This window comes from Acinetobacter sp. YH01010 (genome assembly GCF_013420775.1).
In the GTDB taxonomy this organism is placed as follows: domain Bacteria; phylum Pseudomonadota; class Gammaproteobacteria; order Pseudomonadales; family Moraxellaceae; genus Acinetobacter; species Acinetobacter amyesii.
Genome location: NZ_VOYF01000003.1, coordinates 80,089 through 104,761, shown reverse-complemented (window position 1 = coordinate 104,761; position 24,673 = coordinate 80,089). Strand labels below are relative to the sequence as shown.

21 protein-coding genes and 1 tRNA gene are annotated in these 24,673 nt (G+C 40.8%); 10 read left to right on the top strand and 12 right to left on the bottom strand.

All coding sequences use genetic code 11. The features are described 5' to 3' along the window. Positions 1 to 37: 37 nt before the first annotated feature. Positions 38 to 772: a phosphoadenylyl-sulfate reductase gene (locus tag FTT77_RS03670; protein ID WP_180026497.1), complete on the bottom strand. Its 735-nt coding sequence runs from the start codon at positions 770 to 772 to the stop codon at positions 38 to 40. A 200-nt stretch (positions 773 to 972) separates the two neighbouring features. On the opposite strand from FTT77_RS03670, the gene thrH reads away from it, so the two are divergent. Continuing rightward, entirely contained in the window at positions 973 to 1,590 is a 618-nt protein-coding gene (gene thrH / locus FTT77_RS03665) for a bifunctional phosphoserine phosphatase/homoserine phosphotransferase ThrH (protein WP_078189978.1), read from the top strand. Positions 1,591 to 1,662: 72 nt separating this feature from the next. Here thrH and FTT77_RS03660 read toward each other — a convergent pair whose 3' ends face one another. The 4 genes from FTT77_RS03660 to FTT77_RS03645 form a co-directional block, all read right to left on the bottom strand. Then, on the bottom strand, positions 1,663 to 2,814 hold the full coding sequence (locus FTT77_RS03660; protein WP_180004312.1) for an OmpP1/FadL family transporter: 1,152 nt from the start codon (positions 2,812 to 2,814) through the stop codon (positions 1,663 to 1,665). Between the two features lie 305 nt (positions 2,815 to 3,119). Further along, positions 3,120 to 4,379: an OmpP1/FadL family transporter gene (locus tag FTT77_RS03655; protein ID WP_180026496.1), complete on the bottom strand. Its 1,260-nt coding sequence runs from the start codon at positions 4,377 to 4,379 to the stop codon at positions 3,120 to 3,122. Between the two features lie 538 nt (positions 4,380 to 4,917). Continuing rightward, positions 4,918 to 4,990, bottom strand: a tRNA-Arg gene (locus FTT77_RS03650). A gap of 73 nt (positions 4,991 to 5,063) precedes the next feature. Continuing rightward, on the bottom strand, positions 5,064 to 6,452 hold the full coding sequence (locus tag FTT77_RS03645) for an amino acid permease (RefSeq protein WP_078189974.1): 1,389 nt from the start codon (positions 6,450 to 6,452) through the stop codon (positions 5,064 to 5,066). Positions 6,453 to 6,782: 330 nt separating this feature from the next. Between FTT77_RS03645 and prpF the strand changes: the two genes are divergently transcribed. The 3 genes from prpF (at position 6,783) to FTT77_RS03630 (ending at position 10,196) form a co-directional block, all read left to right on the top strand. Continuing rightward, a complete protein-coding gene (gene prpF / locus FTT77_RS03640) occupies positions 6,783 to 7,973 on the top strand; it encodes a 2-methylaconitate cis-trans isomerase PrpF (protein WP_180108927.1) in 1,191 nt (396 codons plus the stop codon). Between the two features lie 206 nt (positions 7,974 to 8,179). After that, positions 8,180 to 9,157 carry a GGDEF domain-containing protein gene (locus FTT77_RS03635; RefSeq protein ID WP_180108926.1) on the top strand — a complete coding sequence of 326 codons (978 nt, stop codon included), beginning with the start codon at positions 8,180 to 8,182 and terminating at the stop codon, positions 9,155 to 9,157. A 130-nt stretch (positions 9,158 to 9,287) separates the two neighbouring features. Continuing rightward, positions 9,288 to 10,196 (top strand): polyprenyl synthetase family protein, encoded by a 909-nt coding sequence (locus tag FTT77_RS03630; protein ID WP_078193048.1) that lies wholly within the window; start codon positions 9,288 to 9,290, stop codon positions 10,194 to 10,196. Between the two features lie 194 nt (positions 10,197 to 10,390). Here the strand turns inward: FTT77_RS03630 and putP are convergent, their stop codons facing one another. The 5 genes from putP to FTT77_RS03605 form a co-directional block, all read right to left on the bottom strand. Beyond that, the gene (putP, locus tag FTT77_RS03625) at positions 10,391 to 11,881 is read right to left on the bottom strand and encodes a sodium/proline symporter PutP (RefSeq protein WP_180026493.1); all 1,491 of its coding nucleotides are present in this window, start codon (positions 11,879 to 11,881) and stop codon (positions 10,391 to 10,393) included. Positions 11,882 to 12,092: 211 nt separating this feature from the next. Beyond that, positions 12,093 to 12,947, bottom strand: coding sequence for an SPFH domain-containing protein (locus FTT77_RS03620; protein WP_180108925.1), 855 nt, complete (start codon positions 12,945 to 12,947; stop codon positions 12,093 to 12,095). A 16-nt stretch (positions 12,948 to 12,963) separates the two neighbouring features. Then, on the bottom strand, positions 12,964 to 13,443 hold the full coding sequence (locus FTT77_RS03615) for an NfeD family protein (RefSeq protein WP_111885593.1): 480 nt from the start codon (positions 13,441 to 13,443) through the stop codon (positions 12,964 to 12,966). Between the two features lie 99 nt (positions 13,444 to 13,542). Then, the gene (locus FTT77_RS03610; RefSeq protein ID WP_180108924.1) at positions 13,543 to 14,466 is read right to left on the bottom strand and encodes a patatin-like phospholipase family protein; all 924 of its coding nucleotides are present in this window, start codon (positions 14,464 to 14,466) and stop codon (positions 13,543 to 13,545) included. A 61-nt stretch (positions 14,467 to 14,527) separates the two neighbouring features. Beyond that, positions 14,528 to 15,163: a 1-acyl-sn-glycerol-3-phosphate acyltransferase gene (locus FTT77_RS03605; RefSeq protein WP_180108923.1), complete on the bottom strand. Its 636-nt coding sequence runs from the start codon at positions 15,161 to 15,163 to the stop codon at positions 14,528 to 14,530. A gap of 169 nt (positions 15,164 to 15,332) precedes the next feature. Here FTT77_RS03605 and FTT77_RS03600 point away from each other — a divergent pair, with 169 nt between their 5' ends. From FTT77_RS03600 to FTT77_RS03580, 5 genes are all read left to right on the top strand, one after another. Then, positions 15,333 to 16,619, top strand: a complete 1,287-nt coding sequence (locus tag FTT77_RS03600) for an MFS transporter (protein WP_180108922.1) — start codon at positions 15,333 to 15,335, stop codon at positions 16,617 to 16,619. A gap of 127 nt (positions 16,620 to 16,746) precedes the next feature. After that, positions 16,747 to 17,883 carry a porin gene (locus tag FTT77_RS03595; protein ID WP_180108921.1) on the top strand — a complete coding sequence of 379 codons (1,137 nt, stop codon included), beginning with the start codon at positions 16,747 to 16,749 and terminating at the stop codon, positions 17,881 to 17,883. 140 nt (positions 17,884 to 18,023) lie between these two features. Further along, positions 18,024 to 19,694 carry a phosphoethanolamine transferase gene (locus FTT77_RS03590; protein WP_180085198.1) on the top strand — a complete coding sequence of 557 codons (1,671 nt, stop codon included), beginning with the start codon at positions 18,024 to 18,026 and terminating at the stop codon, positions 19,692 to 19,694. Between the two features lie 3 nt (positions 19,695 to 19,697). Further along, on the top strand, positions 19,698 to 20,366 hold the full coding sequence (locus FTT77_RS03585; RefSeq protein WP_180089255.1) for a response regulator transcription factor: 669 nt from the start codon (positions 19,698 to 19,700) through the stop codon (positions 20,364 to 20,366). A gap of 19 nt (positions 20,367 to 20,385) precedes the next feature. Beyond that, positions 20,386 to 21,705 (top strand): ATP-binding protein, encoded by a 1,320-nt coding sequence (locus FTT77_RS03580; RefSeq protein ID WP_180085196.1) that lies wholly within the window; start codon positions 20,386 to 20,388, stop codon positions 21,703 to 21,705. A gap of 43 nt (positions 21,706 to 21,748) precedes the next feature. Here FTT77_RS03580 and FTT77_RS03575 read toward each other — a convergent pair whose 3' ends face one another. Then, positions 21,749 to 22,456 carry a phosphatase PAP2 family protein gene (locus FTT77_RS03575; RefSeq protein ID WP_180108920.1) on the bottom strand — a complete coding sequence of 236 codons (708 nt, stop codon included), beginning with the start codon at positions 22,454 to 22,456 and terminating at the stop codon, positions 21,749 to 21,751. A gap of 172 nt (positions 22,457 to 22,628) precedes the next feature. On the opposite strand from FTT77_RS03575, the gene FTT77_RS03570 reads away from it, so the two are divergent. Next, complete coding sequence (locus FTT77_RS03570; protein ID WP_180108919.1) at positions 22,629 to 23,327, top strand: HAD family hydrolase; 699 nt, start codon at positions 22,629 to 22,631, stop codon at positions 23,325 to 23,327. A gap of 77 nt (positions 23,328 to 23,404) precedes the next feature. Here the strand turns inward: FTT77_RS03570 and FTT77_RS03565 are convergent, their stop codons facing one another. Then, positions 23,405 to 24,592: an ammonium transporter gene (locus tag FTT77_RS03565; protein WP_180092233.1), complete on the bottom strand. Its 1,188-nt coding sequence runs from the start codon at positions 24,590 to 24,592 to the stop codon at positions 23,405 to 23,407. Positions 24,593 to 24,673: the final 81 nt, after the last annotated feature.

Below are 24,673 nucleotides of genomic sequence, written 5' to 3'. Positions count from 1 at the left end.
TGAAAAAAACCACTGCTATGCAGTGGTTTTGTGATCTTTATTTTTTCATGTTGCCTGCGTGTAAGCCGCATTCTTTATGGGTTGCATCTTCCCACCACCAGCGACCTTCACGTTCGTGTTGATTCGGTAAAACAGGTCGAGTACATGGTTCACAGCCAATCGAGATAAAGCCACGTTCGTGTAGTGGATTATATGGAATTTCCATGAGACGGATATAGTTCCATACATCAGCGCTAGACCAGTTTGCCAAAGGATTATATTTAATCAATTGCTTGCCCGGACCTGAAAAACCGGGGTCTGCTTGTACCACAGGAATTTCATTACGTGTGCCAGGGCTTTGGTCCTTACGTTGACCTGTGATCCAGCCATCTAAAGTGGCTAGTTTTTTACGCAAAGGTTGTACTTTTCGGATACCACAGCATTCTTTATGTTCATCTTGATAGAAGCTAAAAAAGCCCTTTTCTGTCACCAGTTTTTGTACCGCATCACTTTTTGGGAAACAGATTTCGATATCAATTTTATAATGTTTACGGACAGTATCTAAAAATTGGTAAGTTTCAGGGTGTAAGCGACCGGTATCTAAACTAAATACACGAAAAGGAATCCCTAAGTTCGATGCAAGATCAATCAGTACAACATCTTCTGCACCAGAAAAGGAAATCGCAACTTCACCTTGCTGGCTAAGCGCAAGTTTCATAATCTCAGAAGGTGATTTATCTGCATATTCAGATGCAAGTGCATCGACAAGGTCAATAGTAGGGATGGTAGTCATGAATGTCCTGGCTATAGGCTTGGAACGTTAAAACCTATATTAATTTATTTCAGAACTATTTTAATGGAAATGCTAAAACACACTTATCACTAAAAAATAGATACTTATGAAAAAAACAGATTTAAAAAAGAACAATGCATTTTTTTATTCTTCCGCTATGATAATGAAAAATTTTTTTCACATAACAGAGGGTAGAGTGCATGGAAGTCGTTTGTTTAGATCTAGAAGGGGTTTTAGTACCTGAAATTTGGATTAATTTTGCGAAAAAAACAGGCATTAAAGAACTTGAAGCAACGACTCGTGACATTCCAGATTACGATGTGTTGATGACTCAGCGTTTAAATATCCTAAAACAACACGGTTTGGGTTTAAACGATATTCAAGACGTAATCGCAGATATGGGGCCATTTGAAGGTGCAAAAGAGTTTGTAGAGTGGGTGCGTACTCATTTTCAATTGATTATTCTTTCAGATACTTTCTATGAGTTTGCACATCCATTAATGCAGCAACTTGGTTGGCCAACGATTTTCTGCCACAAATTAGAAACTGATGAAAATGGTATGATCTCAGCTTATAAGCTTCGTCAACCTGATCAAAAGCGTAAAGCCGTTCAAGCATTGCATGGGTTAAACTTCCGGGTGATTGCAGCAGGTGATTCTTATAACGATACGACGATGCTTGGTGAAGCAGATGCGGGTTTCTTATTTGATGCGCCTGACAATGTGATTGCAGAATTTCCACAATTCCCACCAATTCATGGCTATGCTGCATTAAAAGAAGCGATTCGTAATGCTTCAGTTCGTGATATTCCAGCTTAATTCTGTATAGCTGGTTATAGAAAAGGGCGCTTATGCGCCCTTTCTTGTTTAATGCAAAGCTGTTCTAACAACTTAGAAGCGATAGCCTATTTTCAAACCATAGCCAAGCGCATGGTTATCTTCAAATTCACCTACTGGATTACCACCAGTTTGAGCAGTAGCATCACCTAACCAGAAGTATTTAACACCTGCTTGGATGAAATAGTTTTCAGCAGGACTATATTGACCACCTAGACCAACATTCCAATTCCCTTCAACAGGGCCTAAAGTCGTAATAGGGTTGCCAGCACCCGAATCGTAACCTACAGATGCAGAACCAGACCATTTGCTGTTAAATTTATGGCCTACACCAACATTAGCTGACCATTGGTCGTCTGAGTAATCAATAAGATTTTGACGGACATGAGGTGCTGGAATTGAACTTACGTTACCAAGTAAAGTTGGTTTAACCGCAAACTGGCTCCAATGTACCCAACGAACATTGGCAAATGCTAGCGTATCTTTAGCAATACCTGTTTGGAAATCTAAGTTAACTGATTGAGGTGTTGTTGCATCAACAGATGATGTCAGCGCACTTAAAGATGGATACGGTAGAAGCGTAGTTTCATTGGATTTTGTATTATGTTCAATTTCAGAGCGGTAGGTAATAGCCGCTTTTAATGCAATTTCAGGAATCGAATAAGCAACACCTGCTAACCAGCCATAAGCTTCTTCACGTTCCATTTCGATGTTATAAGTACCAAGTTTGGCATTACCACCATAAGCAGCACCACGTAGTTTGATATTGGCTTCTACAGTTTGCCAAACTGGACCTGCATAAAAGTTCCAATTTTCGTTTGGTTGGTAACCAATTAGGGCAGTTAAGCTTTCAGTTTTAACATCTACAGATGTACCTTGAGCACCATTACCAAATACTTGCGATGCAGCATCATATTCAGCTTCTGCACCGTATGGTTGGTCGTAAATTAAACCTAGTGAAATTTTGTCAGTCGCTTGTACTTTGACAGCAGCGGAAGGGAAGTAATATGACTTCGCCATGTCATCGACATTAAGTTCATTTGACTTTACTTCTGCATCTAGAACAGTGATACCTGCTTCTGCGTAGTTACCAGGTTGTAAGAATGCTGAAATAGACTGACCTGAACGATCTAGACCCGCTGCAAATAATGATGCTGTTGGTAAAGCGGTAAGTAAAATTGCGTAGCTAAGGTGATTTAAGCGCATACTTTTCCCTGTTCGTAACTTTTGATGTTATTTCAATGTGTGGAAAGTAACATAAATAGAAAAACAGTAAATAAGAGTTGCTACTCTAAAATTGAACTAGGGAAGTTAAAAAATGAGCATGACTAGAGTATTTATTCTAGTGATTGATAATTATCTTTATGATTTTTAAATGAAAAATTAGAGTAAAAAGCTTAGTTTTTGATAAATGTTTTAGTAAATTTAAATGTTTATTGTTTGATCAAACAAGATAGGGAAAGAATAAAAAGTTAGGGCCATAGCGAACTATGGCCCGAATCATATTTAAATTAGAAGCGGTAACCGATTTTTAAACCGTATGCCCAAGCATCGTTATCTTCAAATGATGCTACTGATTCATTTGTACCAAACATTGATGCAGGTTGTGCTTCAGCATCACCTAACATGAAGTATTTAACACCACCTGCGATAAAGTAGTTAGGCGCTGGGCTGAATTGTAAACCTAAGCCTACGTTCCAGTAGCCTTCAGTAGGACCAAGTGTTGATACAGGGTTACCTGCGCCTGAATCCCAGCCTACAGAGACGTTACCAGCCCATTGTTCACTAAATTTACGACCTACACCGACTGTAGCATTGATTTGATCATCAGTATAAGCAACAAGATCAAACCCACCCACTGGGCCACGACCAATGGCACCTAGTGTTTCAGATGCTGCACCAAAAGCAGTTGGACGAATTGCGAAATTTGACCAATCTACCCAACGGACATTCGCAAATGCGACAGTGTCGGCCATGATACCAGTTTGAAAATCTAGGTTAACAGACTGAGGTGTAGTGATCTTGGTGTCAGCACGTGTTGAAAAAGCACCGCCAAGTAGAGCACTGTTTCCAGTTTCTGTGGTTGCAGCTTCGTGATCAATTTCAGAACGGTAAGTAATAGATGCTTTTAAAGCAATTTCTGGGATTTGGTAAGCTAATCCTGCTAACCAACCAACGGCGCTATCTTCTTTCATATTTGCATTATATAAACCGAGAGCTTGGTTTGCTCCATATGCAATACCACGTAGTTGAACATCGCCTTTTACTGTTTGATATACACCACCGCCATAAATGTTGAAATTTTCAGTCGGTTGAAAACCAAATATCATCGAAATATTTTGGGTGTGAACGTCGACTTCAGTTGTTTCGCCCATTAATTGGAATGCGCCAGGGTTACCTGCAACTGGTAGTGTTTGATCTGTTGCACTATATTTAGCTTCTGCACCAAAAGGTTGATCATATAGTAAACCAAAAGAAAAATTATCAGTTAGCTGTAATTTTAATGCTGCTTGTGGAAAATAGTAATCACCCGCCATGTCATCTAGTGATGTATTAGCAAGAGCTCCTAATGTTGGGTTGCTAGCAGGTGCAGTGCTGTTCATCTTCCCTGAAACATTCGGATCTAAAACCGAAATACCTGCTTCAAAATAGTTCCCTGGTTGTAAAAATGCAGAAATAGATTGTCCTGAACGATCTAGTGCTGCTGCAAAAGCACCTGTCATTGGAACTGAAGCAAGAATCATGGCTGTAGCTAAAGTTTTTAATTTCATTCTTCGTCATTCCTTGAGATACGAATTTGATTTTTATGGTTACTGCATATATTCGTTATGGAAAACTTCTTAATACTCTTAGGCTTAATTGTTACTCCATGTGACAAAAATAGCACAATTAAAATAAGAGTAAATGCTCTAGATTGAAAAATATGGCTAAAAGTTGCTATTTTTAGAGTAAAAGTACTAATTAGTATATATAACATTTTGATTATTATTTAATATTTTCATTTAGCGCATTATTTTCTAAACCTAGAAAAAAATTGAAAAAATTTTGATATGAGCAGTCATAAATTGATTTTTTGGCCTTATGGACCATACTATGTGTCGTTTTTTGCATTGAGAGGTAGGTGGCTAGCACATTTTAAAGCGCTATTTAACTGTTCTTAAAAATAGTCTTTGAACAGTAATCTTTGTAAAAACAATAACTAAGTTAAAAACTGTAATTGATGGGTTTTTAGTGTGAAAGGTTCTTTCTTTATATTTATTGGTATATGGGGGATTACAAATACAGGGAGGAGGGATATCTCAGAAATTGTGCGCTCTGCGGGACTCGAACCCACGTCGGTCGCTTAGGAGGCAACTGCTCTATCCAGTTAAGCTAAGAGCGCAAGACGGAGGCTAATGTACTCCTATTTTAGCTAAAAAAAAAGTTATTGCCGAAACAATAACTTTTTAAATTACTTAGTCTTTATGAACTTCATTGGGGTCAATGTCGCTCAAATCTTTAGGATTAAGATAGTTAAACATTAATAACATGACTGTAATCCAAACAGGGATCATTAGAACAGATTCCATAAAGCCCTGAGTCCACATAATAAAGAGAACTAAAGCAATAAAGATCAGAACGATGTAGTTGCTGACTGGTGCCCAAAGTGCAGGATAAGACGTTGTAAAATTCAAAATACGTTTTGCACGACGGAACTGTAAGTGAGTCATGGTAATCATCGCCCAGTTAAGGACAAGTGCACCAACCACCACATACATTAAGTGACCCAGCGCATCTTCAGGTACGAAGTAGTTTAAGAGTACGCAACCGAAAATCAGGACTGCAGAAAGTAATACCGCTGGAATTGGCACGCCACTTTTGTTGGTTTTTGCGAAAACTTTTGGTGCATTACCTTGCTTCGCCAAGCTGTAAAGCATACGGCTATTGGCATACATACCGCTGTTATAAACAGACAGTGCTGCAGTTAAAATAATGAAGTTCAGTAAATGTGCAGCCCAATCAATACCCAGTTGGCTAAAGATCATCACAAATGGACTTTTGTCTAAACCACCTAGTTCAAGCTGATTCCATGGCACAAGTGATAATAGAATAGTCAAAGAACCCACGTAGAAAATCAAAATACGAAAAACAACTTGGTTAATCGCTTTAGGAATAGTTTCTTTTGGATTTTCAGCTTCCGCTGCCGCCATACCAATCAGTTCAATACCACCGAAGGCGAACATCAAGAAAGCCAGCATGAAGAATAAGCCTTCAAAACCATTTGGGAAGAAGCCGCCCTGACTCCATAAGTTGGTAAATGAAGCTGTTGAGTTAGCATCTGCAGTCAGTAGCAAATACAAACCAAATACGATCATCGAAATAACCGCAGTGACTTTAATAATCGACAGCCAAAACTCTGATTCACCATAAAACTTCACATTACCTAAGTTTACTAAAGTAATGATCACGAAGAAGAACAGTACAGATGCCCACGCTGGAATATGAGGCCACCAGTAGTTGATGTATTTCGCAACAGCGGTGAGTTCTGTCATTGCCACTAAAATATAGAGAATCCAGTAGTTCCAACCTGTTAAGAAACCTGGAAATTTCCCCCAATATTTATATGCAAAATGGCTAAATGAACCCGCTACAGGTTCATGGACGATCATTTCACCCAACTGACGCATAATTAGAAAGGCGATCAAACCGCCAATGGCGTAGCCAAGAATAATGGATGGTCCAGCAGATTGAATCACATGCGCTGAGCCCAAGAATAAGCCTGTACCAATTGCACCACCCATGGCAATCAATTGAATATGACGATTCTTTAAGCCACGCTTGAGTTCGGAGGAATTGGTAGTCAAGTTACTCTTCCCGAGAATGGTTTAATTTTGGTAATTGTAATGTATAGAGAATGAATAGCCTAGTAGCTCAAAATTTATGAAAAATATTTATAGGTTTGATAACCTATTTTTTGTCTTAAATGCTGAATTAAAAATTTATGAATCAATAGATTAATTTTATTTTAAATGAAATTCTGATACTTGGCTTTATATGGAAAAGGTATCGAATGTTGTTTTTTTATACTTAAGTCATGTGATTGTTAAAACTTCAATTAAACATTGTATGATGCAAAAGCGCAGAAAAGAACGCTCTGCCAAAACACAATGATAAAGATTAAGGATTCAATAAAAATGAGTTTTGCTCCCCAAATTAAGATTGCAGCGACTTATATGCGTGGTGGTACAAGTAAAGGTGTATTTTTCAAGCTAGATGATTTGCCGCTTGCAGCACAACAAGCTGGAAAAGTTCGCGACCAACTTTTATTGCGTGTGATTGGCAGTCCAGATCCTTATGGCAAACAAATTGATGGGATGGGTGGAGCGACTTCAAGTACTAGTAAAACCGTGATTTTGGCAAAAAGTTCACAGCCTGAGCATGATGTAGACTATCTATTTGGACAAGTGTCGATAGATAAAGCATTTGTCGACTGGAGTGGTAACTGCGGAAACTTAACGGCAGCGGTTGGTGCATTTGCCATTTCAAATGGTTTGGTTGAGGCATCACGTATTCCTGAAAATGGTTTGTGTACGGTTCGTATTTGGCAAGCCAATATTCAAAAAACCATAATTGCGCATGTACCTATTACTGATGGTGCAGTACAAGAAACCGGTGATTTTGAACTAGATGGTGTGACCTTCCCAGCAGCCGAAGTTCAAATTGAATTTTTAGACCCCGCAGATGATGGTGAAGATGGCGGCGCTATGTTCCCTACAGGGAATTTGGTCGATACCTTAACCGTACCCGATGAAGGCAGTTTCCCTGCAACATTTATTAATGCAGGTATTCCAACCATCTTCTTAAATGCAGAAGATATTGGTTATGTCGGCACTGAACTGCAAGATGCGGTCAATGGTGATGCCAAGGCATTGGCCCGTTTTGAAAAAATCCGTGCTTATGGAGCACAACAAATGGGTTTGATTTCAGATATTGCTGAAGCAGAGCAACGTCAACATACACCAAAGATTGCATTTGTTTCAAAGCCGAAAGCCTATACATCTTCGAGTTCTAAACAAATTTCAGAACAAGATACGGACTTATTGGTTCGTGCCTTGTCGATGGGGAAACTGCATCATGCCATGATGGGCACAGCGGCAGTTGCCATTGGTACAGCTGCGGCGATACCGGGAACGCTTGTGAACTTAGCCGCGGGTGGTGGGGAGCGAGAAGCTGTGCGTTTCGGACATCCGTCTGGGACGCTACGTGTAGGTGCGCAAGCAATTTATGAAAATGGTCAGTGGGTCGTTAAAAAAGCCGTGATGAGCCGAAGTGCGCGTGTCTTAATGGAAGGCTGGGTGCGTATTCCTGCGGATAGTTTGGATTAAGCATTTAACATCTAATTTGAAATCAGCCTCTGCTTTGCAGGGGCTTTTTTTTGCCTTTATCTTTTATATGAATAAGCAAATCATGAATTGGTATATCTTTTTATATAATATGAACTGCATTTAATATTAGAAAGTTTCTGTGATTTATGCCGGATTAATTTTGTTAGCATTTTGCGTAGCTTTGCCCTGAAAAAAGTAGCGAAACCATGCTTAAAAAAGACTTAATAAAATCGGAAATACCTACTGAACAATTGTCTGTATTAGAAGCGTTGCCAATGCCTGCTGCGTTATTTTCTGCGACAGCTGAGCTGATATGCGCCAATCAAATATTTAAACATCGATTTCAGTCAGACTTACAAGAGATCGTATTAAATCACGTGTCTGAGATGCAGCAAAAGACCAAAGCCACAAGTTCTGAGTTTGATTTACGCTGTTTTGAGAACGATAGCATTGAACCCTTTATGTATAGTGAAAACGAACGGCATTATTGGTTCACGCTCAAACCAAAGTTTCAACAAAGTGGCGATTTGGAACATGTGTTGTTGTGCTGTGCGGACATTACAAATTTAAAGCAATTCGAATTATCGCTGTTGAAACATAACCAACAACTCGAACAACAAGTTTATTTTGATTATCTGACAGGGATAAAAAATCGACGAGGTTTTGATTTAGACCTTTCTCAGTGGCAAAAAAGCTTCGCGGTTGAACAAGCCGATGAAATTTGTTTGATGATGCTCGACTTAGATAATTTTAAGCAAATCAATGATATCTACGGTCATGCGTTTGGCGATGAAGTTTTAAGAAAAAGTGCGCAGCTTTTAAGGATGCAAATTAGTCAACACGCAGATGCACAAATATATCGCATGGGTGGGGAAGAGTTTGCAATGATTTTGCCACGCACGGCTATATCGACTGCATGTTCGATTGCACAACAATGTTGTGAGCAAATCTATGCTTCTTCGATGAATTATGCAGATAAGGCTTTACAACTGAGTATTTCATGCGGAGTGGCCTTGTGGGATGGTACAGAGTCATTTTTTGAAACATTGACACGTGCCGATCAGGCTTTATATCAAGCCAAGAAAGGCTCGAAAAATTGTACCTGTTTTAATGATGGACAAAATGTGGCGCTATTTGAGGAAACGACATTTAAAAAACCATCAGACTGTGGGAAAAACACATAGATTTAGGTCGTAACATAGAGAAAGATCTGAGAAAGCAGTATGATGCAACAGGTCAAAATTGACAGAAAACATTGGCAGTCGATTTGCTAATGAACGAAGCAGTTAAATATTTAAAGTATTTGAGGTGAATGTGTCTTCTTTAACAGACGTTTCCACACATGCCCTGACAGAAGCGCAGCAGCGTATTCAGCAGGATTTACTGACAGCGCTTGATGCATTTTCAATTCCAGAACCCTTAAAAGGGGCGGTGTATCATGCTGTGATGTTGGGTGGAAAACGTGTTCGACCGGCACTTTGTTATGCAACAGCAGCATTAAAACCCAATACCAATTTTGCAGCAGTACGCCGTGCTGCGGTGGCAATTGAATTTATTCATTGCTATTCATTGGCACACGATGATTTGCCGTGTATGGACAATGATTTACTTCGTCGTGGTCAACCAACTTGTCATGTGGCTTTTGGTGAAGATACGGCCTTACTTGCTGGCGATATTTTACAATCGATGGCTTTTGAAGTTTTAGGCAGTCGTCTCTTTGATCAAGGCCCAGCAGTTGAAGCGCCGATTATCTTAAAGCAAATGCAAATTTTAGCGACTGCAACTTCAAAAATGGTCAATGGACAAGTCCTAGACTTACAAGCGGAAGGCAAACACGTCAGTCAGGATGAACTAGAAAACATTCATCGAAATAAAACTGGTGCTTTAATTTCTGCTGCAATCATGATGGCGGCAGTGACGATATTTAATGGCACAGATCAAGCCATTCCTAAACTCCGTGAATTTGGTCTTGCGATTGGTTTAGCCTTTCAGGTGCAAGATGATATTTTAGATATTATTGCTGACACTGAAGCATTGGGTAAAACAGCGGGTAAAGATCAACAAGTGGATAAATCCACATATCCTGCGTTAATGGGTCTCGAGCAAGCGCAAGCATATGCAGAAGAATTACATGCACAAGCACTTCAAGCTTTGGATTATTTTGCAGAAGATGCAGCAGAATTACACAAGATCACGCAGTTTTTATTAAAACGTCAAAGTTAATATGACGCAGTAAAGACATTAGCCCACACATGTAACATGTTGTGGGCTTTTTTATATCAAGTACATTTGGAACAGAAGTCAATAAACCTCTAAGTAATATCTAAATGGATGACATGATAAAAACAAAAAAGGACGCTAGGCGTCCTTTTTTGCAGATATTAAAAATTAGAGCTTAAATTTAAGTGCTATTGGTCTTAAATACTTTCTTTATAGATACGATCTGCTTCTTCAAATTTTTCAGTGACTTCAGCAGATGGTGCTTTGCCCATTAAGCTTACAATGATGATTGCAAGTAGTGAGCAAATGAAGCCAGGAATAATTTCATAAACGCCTGTATCGCCCCAGAGGTTTTTCCATAGAATAACCATAACAGCACCAACCACCATACCTGCTAAAGCACCATTGAGTGTCATGCGTTTCCAGAACAATGACATGATAATCAGTGGGCCAAATGCAGCACCGAAGCCTGCCCATGCATATGCGACGAGACCAAGGACTTTAGAGTCAGGATTAGCCGCCATATAGATCGCTAGCAACGCAATCATTAACACCATGATACGGCCGACCCAAACCAATTCTTTTTGTGAAGCATTTTTACGTAAGAATGATTTATAAAAGTCTTCAGTTAAGGTACTTGAACAGACTAAAAGCTGACAGCTTAAGGTACTCATGATCGCAGCTAAAATCGCAGCCAATACGATACCTGCCACCCATGGGTTAAATAGAATTTTAGTCAATTCCATAAAGACCGTTTCAGGGTTTGCTGTAACGACACCTGCCAGTTCTGGATGCTGTTGGAAATAAGCAATACCGAAGAAGCCTGCTGCAACTGCGCCACCGAGGCAGAGCGTCATCCATGTCATACCAATACGGCGTGCATTGGGAATCGATTTAACAGAATCAGCTGCCATGAAGCGCACTAAGATATGCGGTTGACCAAAATAGCCTAAGCCCCATGCCAATAAAGACATGATTGCGACAAAACTTAAGTCAGCAAATACATCCATGGCTTGAGGGCGTGCCGCTTCTAGTGCCAGAGTGAACTGGCTTAAATCAGAGAATGACAACATGACCACGATAGGGGTAAGTAGCAAGGCAAAAATCATAAAGCCCGCTTGAATGGTATCGGTCCAACTGACAGCAAGGAAGCCACCAATAAACACATAGCTCACCGTTGCAATGGCACTGATCCAAAGCGCAGTGCTATACGACATACCAAACATACTTTCAAATAATCGAGCGCCTGCAACCATGCCTGAAGCACAGTAAATTGCGAAGAAAATCAAAATAATCACAGCTGACACGATACGTAAGATTTTCTTTTGATCGTTAAAACGATTTGAGAAATAGTCAGGTAGGGTCAAAGCATTATTTTGAACTTCGGTATGTACACGAAGACGACCTGCCACAAGTAGCCAGTTGAGCCAAGCACCGATGATCAGACCAATTGCAATCCACATTTCAGATAAACCTGAAAGGTAAATCGCCCCCGGAAGACCCATGAGCAACCAACCACTCATATCCGATGCACCTGCAGAAAGGGCAGTGACAAAGCTCCCTAATCGGCGGCCACCTAAAATGTAGTCAGAAAAGTTACTGGTCGCACGGTATGCAAGTAAACCGATCACGACCATGGCGACAATATAAAAGAGAAAGGTAATTAGGGTGGGATTCAGGGAGCTCATACGGTATCCGCTTTGGCGTTGGACAATTGCGTTTAATTAGGGGACTCAATGGGATTTGCCTAAGCCAAGTAGGTGAAATCGAACGATAAGTCCTAAAACGTCAAAAAAATAACGTGAAATTTAAACATAAATTGACAAACTTTGCCTTCTTTTTTGTTTTGGGCATAAAAATGGGCCGTATATCACGACCCATTTTAATTAATGCGAAGATTTAGTTATTACGTCCCATCACACCACGAATCGTATTCAGTACATCCGCAGGTAAAATCACAGTTTTGGCATTATTAGATTTAGCCATATCTTGCATGGCTTTAACGTATTGTTCACCCAGTAAGTACGCAACTGGAATTTCTTTATCGCCGACGGCTGAACTCACCATTTCAATTGCACGCTGTGAAGATTCTGCCAGTACCACTTGAGCTTCTGCATCACGACGAGAGGCTTCTAAACGACCATCAGCTTCCAAAATAGCCGCTTGTTTTTCACCGTCTGCCTTGGTGACTGTCGCACGACGTTGACGTTCCGCTGCTGCTTGCTCTTCCATTGCTGCTTGCATGGTATGAGAAGGTTTAATGTCTTGAATTTCTACAGTTTTAAGCGTAATACCCCAGTCAGAGATATCATCAGAAATAGCAGCTTTAAGTTTAGCCTTAATATGATCACGCGATGAAAGTGCATCATCGAGGTCCATTTCACCGACAATTGAACGTAAAGAGGTTTGAACTAAGTTTTGAATCGCCCATGTGTAGTTTTCAATACCGTAAACTGCTTTTTCAGGTGTGGTTAAATTGATATAAGCCACAGCATTCATCAGCAGTACCGCGTTGTCACGTGTGATCACTTCCTGAGAGGGAATATCTAACACGATATCTTTGGTTGTGACTTTATAAGCCACTTCATCGACATACGGAATCACAAAGTTCAGCCCCGGATTGAGCGTGGTATGGTATTTACCTAAACGCTGAACAATCCATTTATAACCTTGGGGAACAATACGGACACCTTTAAAAATGGTGACGGCTACAAAAACTAAGAGCGCTAAAAAAACAATAGAAACACCAGACATGTCATTTCTCACTTATTTATGGATTGTCAGTGGGGTGGTTGCTGCTGTGCAGTTGGACGACTAAATCATTGCCTAAAATATCGGTCACGCGAACACGGTCGCCGACTTGAAGTGCATCTTGGGTACGGCAATGCCATTCGTCTGAACCTAAAACAGGCATCGGGAAGCGAACTTTAACGCTGCCATGATTGAGCTGGGTTTGAATCACCATACCCACTTGGCCAATCGTCGCTTCACGGGACAGACCTGCTTTGGTTTTATCGATGGATAAAGGTTTAATAAATTTGAACCACAAAAATGTGCAGAGCACGGCAAAAATAATCCAAACCACAATTTGGACATTAAAGTCCATGGATGGAAAGATCCAATATAAGATCCCAACCAAAATTGCAGAAACGCCAAACCATAGCGCAGCAAAAGACGGCAAAATCAGTTCAAAAAGCATCAAAACGACGCCCAATACAAACCAGTGCCAAGGTTCTAAAATAAATTCCATACATCTACTCTTATATAAGGGTGAATTGATATAGATGAACCAGCATCTATATCAATGTAGCAGATGTATAACTCAATGAATATAAAAAAAATCGTTGAATTATATTTTCGCTTTTGGTGCTGGTTTAAAGGCCGCAGGGGACTGTTTAAAGTTATCGATCGCCTTAATAATGCTATTCACTTTGAGCTGTGCGGCTTTTTCACCTTCTAAAATCGTCGCATTGCTCGACTTCAAATCGAGTGTGCCGATATGTCCCACTTTAGGTTGAATCACGAAATTAGCATTTTTCAGTTCTTCATTAATACTTTGTTGTCCCATGATGTTAATGGTTTGATCGAGTAAACCAAACATGCTTACGGCTTTGCTACCGTCAGGACGCGCAGAAATATCCACCGCAATTACAATATCTGCACCCATATCACGTGCGGTTTTCACCGGAATCGGGCTGACTAAACCACCATCGACATATTTCACCCCTGCAATAGTCGCAGGTACAAATACATTCGGAATGCTGCACGATGCACGTACCGCTTGGCCTGCATTACCACGGTTAAATTCAGTTTTACTGCCATTATCCAAACGGGTGGCTACAGCAACAAAGCGCTTTGGAAATTGTTCAATTGATTTATTGCCGACGTTTTTATTAACAAAGTCTTGCAGTTTTTGCCCTTGAATAATGCCTTGGCTATTTAAGGTTAAATCACGAATATCAGACTCTTTAAAGTTCAGGGCCAATTGCTGCATTTGATATGGTGTTTTACCGCTGGCATACAAGCTGCCGACAAAACTACCCGCACTGGTCCCAGTCACAATCTTAGGTTTAATACCGTGCGATTCAAGCACTTTAAGCACACCAATATGAGCAAAACCTTTGGCACCGCCACCACCGAGCGCAATCGCGATCACCGGTTCACGTGCTTTGGCAGGTGTAGGTGTCGTGGTTGCAGGCGTTTTGGTTGCAGAATCACAGCCAGTGAGTGCCAATACAAAGAGGCTAGGAATCAGGTATTGCAAAAGTTTCATGGGTGAAATCTGATGGTTAAATATACAAAGTGCACATCACATCAAAAAAATAGCCATTTGACTAGGGCTTTTTCCAGTGCTTTTGTAACGGCAATGCCAACCATTCGGGATTTTTCGGGGAAAATTTCCCGTCATATATCTTCAAAATTTTTTCGAGATCAGTTTCAAAATCTCCACTCGGTTCAAAAACACCCAAGCAATGAATGGTTTTCTTTGCATAATCAAAGCTAAACATCACAATAGGAATCTGTGCTTCATAGGCAATATAGTAAAAACCACTGCGGATTTTATCGGCTTTTTTTCGTGTTCCCTCAGGTGCCATTCCAATCCAAATTTGATCTGTCGCTTGGACAATCTCTGCAATTTCACGCGTCAGTCCATGTGGATTTTCACGCTGTACAGGGATCACGCCGACCCAATCCAAAAGTGGTTTTAAGGGAGTATCAAAAAGGGTGTTTTTACCAAAAATGGTTATTTTTATCCCGATCCCAAGCAAGGCGAGAAAACCATGCCATGCATCTATATTAGAAGTATGCGGAGAAATGATTGCCACAGCTTTGGCAAGGTTGGGAAATTCGCCGTCAAATTTCCATCCTTGTGCCAAAAAAAGTTTTTTAAAAATAGCGCGGCTCAGGATGGAGCCTAGTGATGGAACTTGATCGGGCAAAACCGGAAATAATTGAGTCTTTTGATTCATTGCATATTCTTATATAAGTGAAATCCATTTTTGATGTGATGCACATTTAAAAATACGGCATCAGCATTGACCTTTATCTTAGGTCGATGATTTTTTTAGATCATTGGCAAAATAGCCGTATTTTGACTACTCTAAATGTAACTTCAGCGCATTCAACATTTAGGAACTTATGATCCAGCTTCGTCAGCTCTATCTTTTACTGTTTTCCTTATATTGGGCGCAAGGGTTACCTGTCGGTTTTATGACACATGCTTTACCGGTGATTTTAAGAGCGCAAGGTGTGTCTTTGGCACATATTGGTGGCTTTGGATTACTCATGCTGCCATGGTCGATCAAAGTTTTCTGGGCACCGTGGATTGATCGACATGGTTCAAAGTCCAAAGGGCACTATCGGAGTTGGATTATTCCAATGCAGTTGTTGTCCGTGCTGGTCTTGGTCTTCCTGTCTTTTCTGCCGATCCAAAGTTTGAATGAACCGATGTATTTGCTGCTGTTTTTTGTGGCTTTACTCAGTATGAATTTGGTCGGTGCGACTCAAGATGTCGCAACCGATGGCTTGGCTGTCAATATTTTAAAAACCGACCAACAGCACTGGGGCAATACCTTTCAGGTGATTGGTTCCAGACTCGGCTTTATTGTCGGTGGTGGCGCTGTACTTTGGGCTTTAGATTGGTTGGATTGGCAAGCCACCTTTCTGTTTTTAGCGGCATTGGTGTTCATCAATACCATTCCTATTTTTCTGTATCGAGAACCTTCAAAGCTACCAATCAACATAAAATCTAGTCCAGAGAATGATAACAACTATAAACATACTTCAGGCTTATTCTATGCTATTCGCCAGTATTTGGCTTATTTTACCCAAACCAAAACCCTCACACTATGGCTGATGATCTTATTGAGTTTTAAGCTTGCAGATGGTCTGGCAGGTCCTTTACTCAAGCCGCTGATGGTCGATTTAGGATTGAGTTTTAGTCAAATTGGTCTGTATGTCACCATGCTGGGTGCTGTGGCTGCTTTAATTGGGGCGGGGGTTGCTGGTCTAAGCTTGAAGTATATTTCTCGGGCGCAAGCCTTGGTTTTCTATTCGGTATTGAAAATATTCAGCTTATTAGCCTATGCATGGCTGGCTTTGCAGTTCGAGGCAAAACAGAAAGTTCATGAATGGCTGATCTATGGGATCAATGCTGCCGAAGACATGATTTCAGCCATGCTGCTCGTGATCATGCTGACTTTGGTGATGCAATATAGTCGTAAAGTATTTGCAGCAACGGACTTTACATTTCAGGTTGCCATTATGGCTACGGTGAGTGGGGGGCTGTATAGCATCAGTGGCATAGTGGCCGATCAGTTGGGTTATAGCACTTATTTATTTTGGATCACAGGTTTGGCTGCATTGAGCTTAGTCCCGATTCTATTTTGGGGAAAAGCATCAAAAAATGACCAAAATCACTTCTAAATCATGATTTTGGTTGTTTTTTATCAGCTAAAGCACTAAAAGAGCAATGCAAATATTATTTTAATAATTTTGTAATATGTTTCGCGTGTGTAATATCTGTTACAAAATAATTTAAGGAAAATTTTTGATGAAAACTAAGTTAGCAGCGGCTATCGCATTGAGCCTTTTGGCCGGGTCAACCTTTGCAGCACCAACCTTCTACGGTGAAATTGATGCGTCAGTTGATTATTTACCTGAAGATAATAAAACGGGTGTTTCAGATAAAGATGTCGTTGAAATCAGTTCAAACAGTTCTTTCTTGGGTTTAAAGGGCGATGAAAAACTGACTGAGCGTTTAAGCGCAATTTATGCAATTGAATGGGCATTTAACTCAGACGGCGAAGGCGATGACTGGTCTAAGCGTAACCGCTTCGTTGGTTTGAAAGATGCGAAACTTGGTACATTGAAAGTCGGTGCACACGATACACCATTAAAACAATTGTCTAGTCCGGTTGATACATTCAACAACTACGTGGGTAACCGTGCTGATGTTACAGGCATCATGACGGGTGAAAACCGTGTAGATAACGTTGTTGTCTATGAATCACCAGCATTTAAAATTGCTGAAGGTGCAATTAAAGTTAATGCATTGCTTGCTACAGGTGAATCTTCAGGAATCAAGAGCGACAAAGGTGTAGTAAAAACTGCAGGTCGTGGTCTTGGCGATGCTTGGTCGGCGTCTGTTGTCTATGACAGCCCCGTTGTTGTCGCAGGTTTAGCCTATGACAAAGCCATTCCATCGAACTTTGGTGGCGTAGGGACGCTAAATAGTGGTACATATACCGTGAATGATAAAGTTGTTTCAAATTCTGAAATAACTGGAACCAAAGTATTTGCTGCTGCAAATACAATTCGTGCGATTGGTCGCGTAAATCTTGAGGGCGGTTTGGCACTCAAAGCACTGTATCAAACATCAGAGGTTGAGGCTGCTAAAGGTAATGATGTTGCAGCAGCAAATATTGATGATGCTCAAGGTTGGTTAGTCGGCGCAGAATACAATCTACCTTCTGCAAAAGCTTGGACAGTAAAAGCACAATATAGTCAAAATACCACGACTTATAAAGCAGGTGAGGATTACGAAGCTCAGCAATTCATTGCAGGTGCGGATTATGCATTTAGCAAACAAGTGAAAGCTTATGGTTATGCGGGTTACTTGGCACTTGAACAAGGTCCAGATGAAAGCGAACAACCTGTATTGGGTACAGGCCTAGAATTTAAATTCTAAGACCTTGATTTAAGTTGTTCAAAAGGCGATGTTTTACATCGCCTTTTTTTATTTTTCTTGCATGGTTTTGATCAGTTTTAAGTGATTTTTAAGTTTGAATTTTTAGATTAGGGCATCAAAGATCAATAATTGATGCCAATATGCTTCAGGTCATAGCTAAAATACAGCAAAAAATTCCAAGACTTAGTTTAAGTCAATTTAACCTCGTGCTTGCCTTATGGCTTGGGGTGGTTTTGAACCTTACGTTTTATCAGCAAATCCAGCAGCTCACGCCTTATACGGGGCTGAAGGCCGGACTATTTTTAGCGGCAACCGTACTGGTGGTGGTGGCACTTTATAATGTGCTGATGCAACTCCTGCAATGGCGATGGAATTCAAAACTTTTGGCGAGTGTTTTGCTGATCATTGGTGGCTTGAGTGCTTATTTCGTCAATAGTTTAGGCGTGACCATTACATCTGACCAAGTGCAGAACATGATGCAAACAGATGTAAAGGAAGTGCAGGATTTAATCTCGCCACAATTTTTTATCTGGGTCTTTGGACTGGTTATTTTGCCAGTGCTATTGATCTGGCTTTTGCCACTGCATAAAGAAGCCCTAAGCACGGTGGTAGCCAAAAAGGGTTTACATATAGTGCTTTCGCTCATCCTCATGGGTGCTTTGCTGTTTGTTTATTTTGTCGATTATGCTGCGATCTTTCGTGAGCATCGTGACTTAAAAGGCATGCTCTCACCACAAAACAGTATCGCTTCGACATTTTCCTATTATCACAAAAAAGCACCGAAACAGAATTTGCCATTGCTGAGCTATGGTGAAGATGCACATATAGTTGAAAACGTAAGCGCCAAAAGCTTACCAAAATTGATGGTCTTAGTGGTTGGTGAAACTGCGCGCGCGGAAAGTTTTTCACTCAATGGCTATGCTAAAAATACAAATCCTGAACTCAGTCAGCAAAATATTATCAATTTTAGCCAAGTCAGTTCATGTGGCACCGCAACCGCTGTGTCTGTTCCTTGTATGTTCTCGGGTATGCCGAGAACCGAATATGATGAACAGCTTGCAAGTCATCGCGAAGGTTTACTCGATATTGCACAGCGTGCAGGCTATAAGGTGACGTGGCTAGATAATAATTCAGGCTGTAAGGGCACATGCACACGTGTTGAAAAATATGAATTTCCTGAAGCGCTGAAGAAAAAGTGGTGTGATGCCGATGGCGAATGTCATGATGAAATCTTGGTGGATGGTTTGAAGGCATATTTGGCTTCGATCCCCAAAGCAGATCCAACTCCCCGTTTAATTGTGTTACACCAAATGGGCAGTCATGGCCCTGCTTATTTCAAACGAAGTACCGCAGCGTTTCAAAAATTTAAGCCAACCTGTAATAGCAATGCCATACAGGGATGTAGCTCGACGGAATTAATAAATAGTTATGACAACAGTATTGTCTATACCGACCATGTACTGAGTAAATTGATTAACACTTTAAAAGTGACTGACAACTATCAAACAGGACTGTGGTATTTGTCCGATCATGGCGAGTCGACAGGTGAGCATGGTTTGTATTTACACGGTTCTCCATACGCAATTGCACCGTCACAGCAAACCCATGTACCGATGTTGATGTGGTTTTCACCGGCGTGGCAAAAAAATAATTCAGCGCAATATACTTGTTTAATGGCACAAAAAAGCCAAAAATTAAGTCAGGATAATCTATTTCCATCGCTATTGAGTTTGCTCGATGTGCAGACTCAAGTGATTGATGAAAAAAACAATATGTTGCAACAATGTACTTCAGTACAGCGCAGGACTTAAGCCATGCACAAAATACTTATTATTGAAGATGATTTCATGATTGCCGAATCGACTAAAACCTTGTTGAACTATCAACAGTTTGAAGTCGAGTGGGTGAATAATGGTATCGATGGCTTAAAGCTCATAATGCAAGGGGGGATTGATATCGTCTTACTAGATCTGGGTTTGCCGATGATGGATGGTATGCAAGTCCTGAAACAAATTCGTCAAATGCAGCCTAAATTGCCAGTGTTAATCATCTCGGCACGTGATCAATTACAAAATCGTGTAGATGGTTTAAACCATGGGGCAGATGACTATCTGATTAAGCCTTATGAGTTTGATGAATTACTTGCACGGGTTCATGCGCTCCTTCGACGCACAGGGCTGAGTTCAGTCGAAGCACCACAGAAAATTTTAAAACATGGTGAATTGATTTTAGATATTGAGCAGCATCTTGCACGCTATAAGGGGCAATATGTTGATTTATCTAACCGTGAATGGGCCATATTGATTCCACTGGTGACGCATCCGAATAAGATTTTTTCGAAAGCCAATTTAGAAGATAAGCTTTATGATTTTGATAGTGATATCAGTAGTAATACCATAGAAGTGTATGTGCATCATCTCAGAACAAAATTAGACAAAGATTTTATTCGCACCATTCGTGGTTTAGGTTATCGACTCGGTTAAGGCAAAGGAATTATCAACCATGCAGCAGCCTTATTCTCTGAAAAAGAGACTAATTATTTATGTGTCTGTTTTCAGTATGTTTTTGGGCTGTCTTTTGGTGTTTTCAGCTTATCGAATTGCACTTGAAGAAATTAATGAAATTTTAGATGCGCAAATGCAAAATTTGGCGGAACGTGTTGCAGAGCATGATCCGCAGCCTATTCGCGGCGAATTTGATCAACATAAGCGTTATCACGAAGAAGATTTATTTGTTGATGTGTGGACTTATCAGTCCAATGCGCATCAAACCCATCAATTAAAATTATTGGTCGCGCCTCAGCCCAAAGCCGGTTTTTATACCCACAATACCCAACAAGATGAGTGGCATACCTATATTTTGCCACTTGCAGATCGGCAAATTCAGGTCAGTCAGCAAGAATCGGTACGACAGCATCTTGCAGCAGAATTGGCCAGTAGCATGTTTATTCCCTATTTGGTTTTTATACCTTTTGCATTAATCGCTTTGGGATGGTTGATTCAACGCAGTTTAAACCCACTGGAAAAATTTAAAAAAGAACTGGCAAAACGGGATGCCTTTGAACTTTCTCCAATCTCTCAAATGCCGTATCCAGAGGAAATTGCACCGACTATTATTGAAATGAACCAGTTGTTTGAACGAATTTCATTGTCACAGCAGGAACAGCGCCAGTTTATTGCTGACGCAGCGCATGAGTTACGGACCCCGATTACCGCACTGAATTTGCAAATGCAGATTTTGCTACAAAAATTTCCACAAGATGACGCTCTACAAAATTTGAGTAAAGGTTTAATTCGTATTCAGCATTTGGTCAGTCAATTATTGAGTTTGGCAAAACAAGATGCCTCGGTCTTTGAACTTGAGCGCAAACAACATTTTGATCTTAAGCAAGTCGCAACCAATTGCGTGGAGCAACTGGTACATTTGGCGATGCAAAAAGATATTGACCTTGGCATGGAGCAACAACAAAGCATTGCCTTATATAGTCTTGAGCCAACGGTACATTCAATCATTTTTAATTTGATTGATAATGCCATTAAATATACCCCTGCACAGGGCATGATTAATGTCTCCGTCTTTGAACATGCGGGGCAGGCGGTTGTACAGGTTGAAGATAGTGGGCCTGGCATCGACCCAGCTTTATATGAGCAAATTCGAAAACGCTTTTATCGAATTTATAATCATGAAGAAATTGGAAGTGGTTTAGGGCTAGCGATCGTGGATAAAGCCGCAAAACATATCGGTGCGGATTTGAAATTTTCTAAAAGTGAAACATTGGGTGGTCTGAAAGTGAGTTTACAGATCCCATTTAGTGAATCATGAGTGACTCAATCATTTTCAGATCAAGCTCAATTCAGGGACTTAATTAGATCCATGTAAAAGCTTTGCTGTTTTGCTGCGTAGTCGATGCAGTGAAATGGCGAGAAAACAGCACATACATGACACAATTAAATGCCCAAATGATCCATACGGTCCAAAGGTTATGACTCAGAAAATGCGCACCCCGCATCATTTGCGCCCAGCCAAAAGCAAAGCCTAAAATCAGCCCTGCAGATAAAAAGAAGTAGGCACGGGCAGGTCGATGTATTCGATAAACAAAATATCCAGTGATTAGGGCAAAACCAGTTGCAGCATGACCACCGGGAAAACAGTGTCCTTGGCGTGCTGAAAAATCCCAAGAAAAGCCATGGGCTGTAGCGACTGTCATATTCCAAGGGCAGGCATGTGCAGATTGTGATTTGAGCAACCCAATGATTGCCGTGCTGAGTAGAGCCACTACGATAAAATAACCAAATTCAAACTTGCGTGCTTTTAGATGAGGATATTTAAAACTGCATATCCATGCTGCGATATAGAGAACATAAACGCCTATGACGATATTCTTGATATAGCGATGGTTCAGCACAGCAAGTGCCCAATCATTACGATGAGGAAAACTACCATGTAGGTCGACCCAAGGCTGAATAAAAGCTTGGTCGAGCGAACCACCGACGGGAAAAACATAAAGGAGGCCAACCAAACTGAGTGTGAGCAGCAGGGTTTGTCGCAATAAAAAGGTACGGTTCGAGAGCATAAGTCGTGTGATGTGCCGAAATTATTTTGTTTGAATGCTGCTATTTGAAACCACAAAACTTAAATCAGACTTAATCGGCTATTTGAACTGTATTGATATCGATAGTGAAGAAGGTGCATAAAGCAAAACGGGCATTGTGTTAAAGTTTTTGAAAACTCAGTAATAAAGATTTATGAGCATACGTGCAGTCCTTTTTGATTTAGATAATACTTTGACTCATCGAGATCACAGCGTTCAGGCCTATACGCAGTATTTAGCCGAGTCTTATCAGTCGACGCTGGCGGAGGTAGACCTTGTACAGATTAAACGTATTATTAATCGTATAGATAATGGGGGATATCCGAAAAAAGAACTCCTTACTCATCCGAGTATTGGGGCATCTGTCGCTTATGCCCTACAAACAGAGCTAAGTTGGATACATCAACCCGATTTTGATGAGCTGACACAATTTTGGTTTCAGCACTTTGGTCAGTTTGCCGTGGCGATGCCAGGAGCATTGAGCTTGCTGCAGCAACTAAAACAACAGCAGTATAAATTGGCTGTGGTGTCGAATGGTGGACATGCCACACGCCTGAACATTTTAAATGGACTGGGTTTTGCATCGTATTTTGATCAGATCATCAGCTCGGAAAGTGCAGGCATCAGTAAGCCCAAAGTTGAAATATTTCAGTACAGTTGTCGTGAGTTGGGCGTGACGGAAACCGAGTGTTTATTTATTGGTGATCATCCTGTCAATGATATTTATGGTGCGAGCCAAGCAGGGATGTTTGCCGTATTGCTTGAAGGCTTTCATGCTTTAAGTGCAGAACAACAGCACAGCATTCCGAATAAAATTCAGCATTTGGATCAAGTCTTAAATTTTCTGAAATAAGGAATTCTAATAATAGAGCTTTGAGTGCATTTCAGGGTTAAAAAAAGCGGCTTAAAAGCCGCTTTAGATTGTGTTGTTTAGAACATGTTTTCTTCAGAGTTTGCCGAAATACGGTGAATACTTAAGTCTGCACCACGGAATTCTTCTTCTTGATCTAGGCGAATGCCCATCGTTACTTTGAGTAGACCATAAATGATGAATCCACCAGCCAATGCAATCACGATCGCGAGCAGCGTACCGATACATTGAGAGATCATTGAAATACCGCCTAAACCGCCCAACCATTTTTGTCCAAATACACCCACTGCAATACCACCGAAAGCACCACAAACACCGTGTAGTGGCCATACGCCAAGTACATCATCGACTTTGAGTTTGTTTTGAGTGTATGTAAATAGTTTGACAAAGATCAGACCTGCGACAGCGCCGATAATTAACGCACCGACAGGATGAACTACATCTGAGCCTGCACAGATTGCAACCAAACCTGCTAAGGGACCGTTATGTAAGAAACCGGGGTCATTTTTACCCATAAAGTTTGCTGCAAGCGTGCCGCCCACCATTGCCATGAGAGAGTTAATTGCAACCAGTCCTGAAATGGCATCTAAACGTTGCGCACTCATCACGTTAAAGCCAAACCAGCCGACGATTAAAATCCAAGAACCTAAGGCAAGGAATGGAATACTTGAAGGGGGGTGAGCGCTGATACGACCGTCTTTTTTATAGCGTCCATGACGTGCGCCAAGTAAAAGTACTGCAGCTAAAGCGATCCAACCGCCCATCGCATGTACCACGACCGAACCTGCAAAATCATGAAATGCTGCGCCAAATGTGCGTTCTAACCATGCTTGTAGCCCAAAATTACCATTCCATGCCATGCCTTCAAAGAATGGATAGACCAAAGCGACCAATAATAATGTGGCAATCGCTTGAGTCCGCATTTTTGCACGTTCAGCAATACCACCTGAAATAATCGCTGGAATGGCTGCGGCAAAAGTCAGCAGGAAGAAACAACGCATTAAGTTGTAGCCATGATCGGCTGCTAAAGTGTCCCCAATATGAAAAAAGTGCTGACCATAAGAGATGTAATAACCCACAAAAAAGTATGCAATTGCGGAAATAGAAAAGTCAGTCAAAATTTTACTCAGCGCATTGACCTGATTTTTATGTCGTACTGTACCCAATTCTAAAAATGCAAAGCCAGCATGCATGGCAAGAACCAAGACTGCACCAAGAAGGAGAAAGAGGAGATCTATATTTTGCATAAGGTGTTCCAGTTTAGTGCGCTAGTTCACGAAAAGAAGTTCAGTATATCGAGCGGAATAATTTCGAAAAGAGGAGTGAGC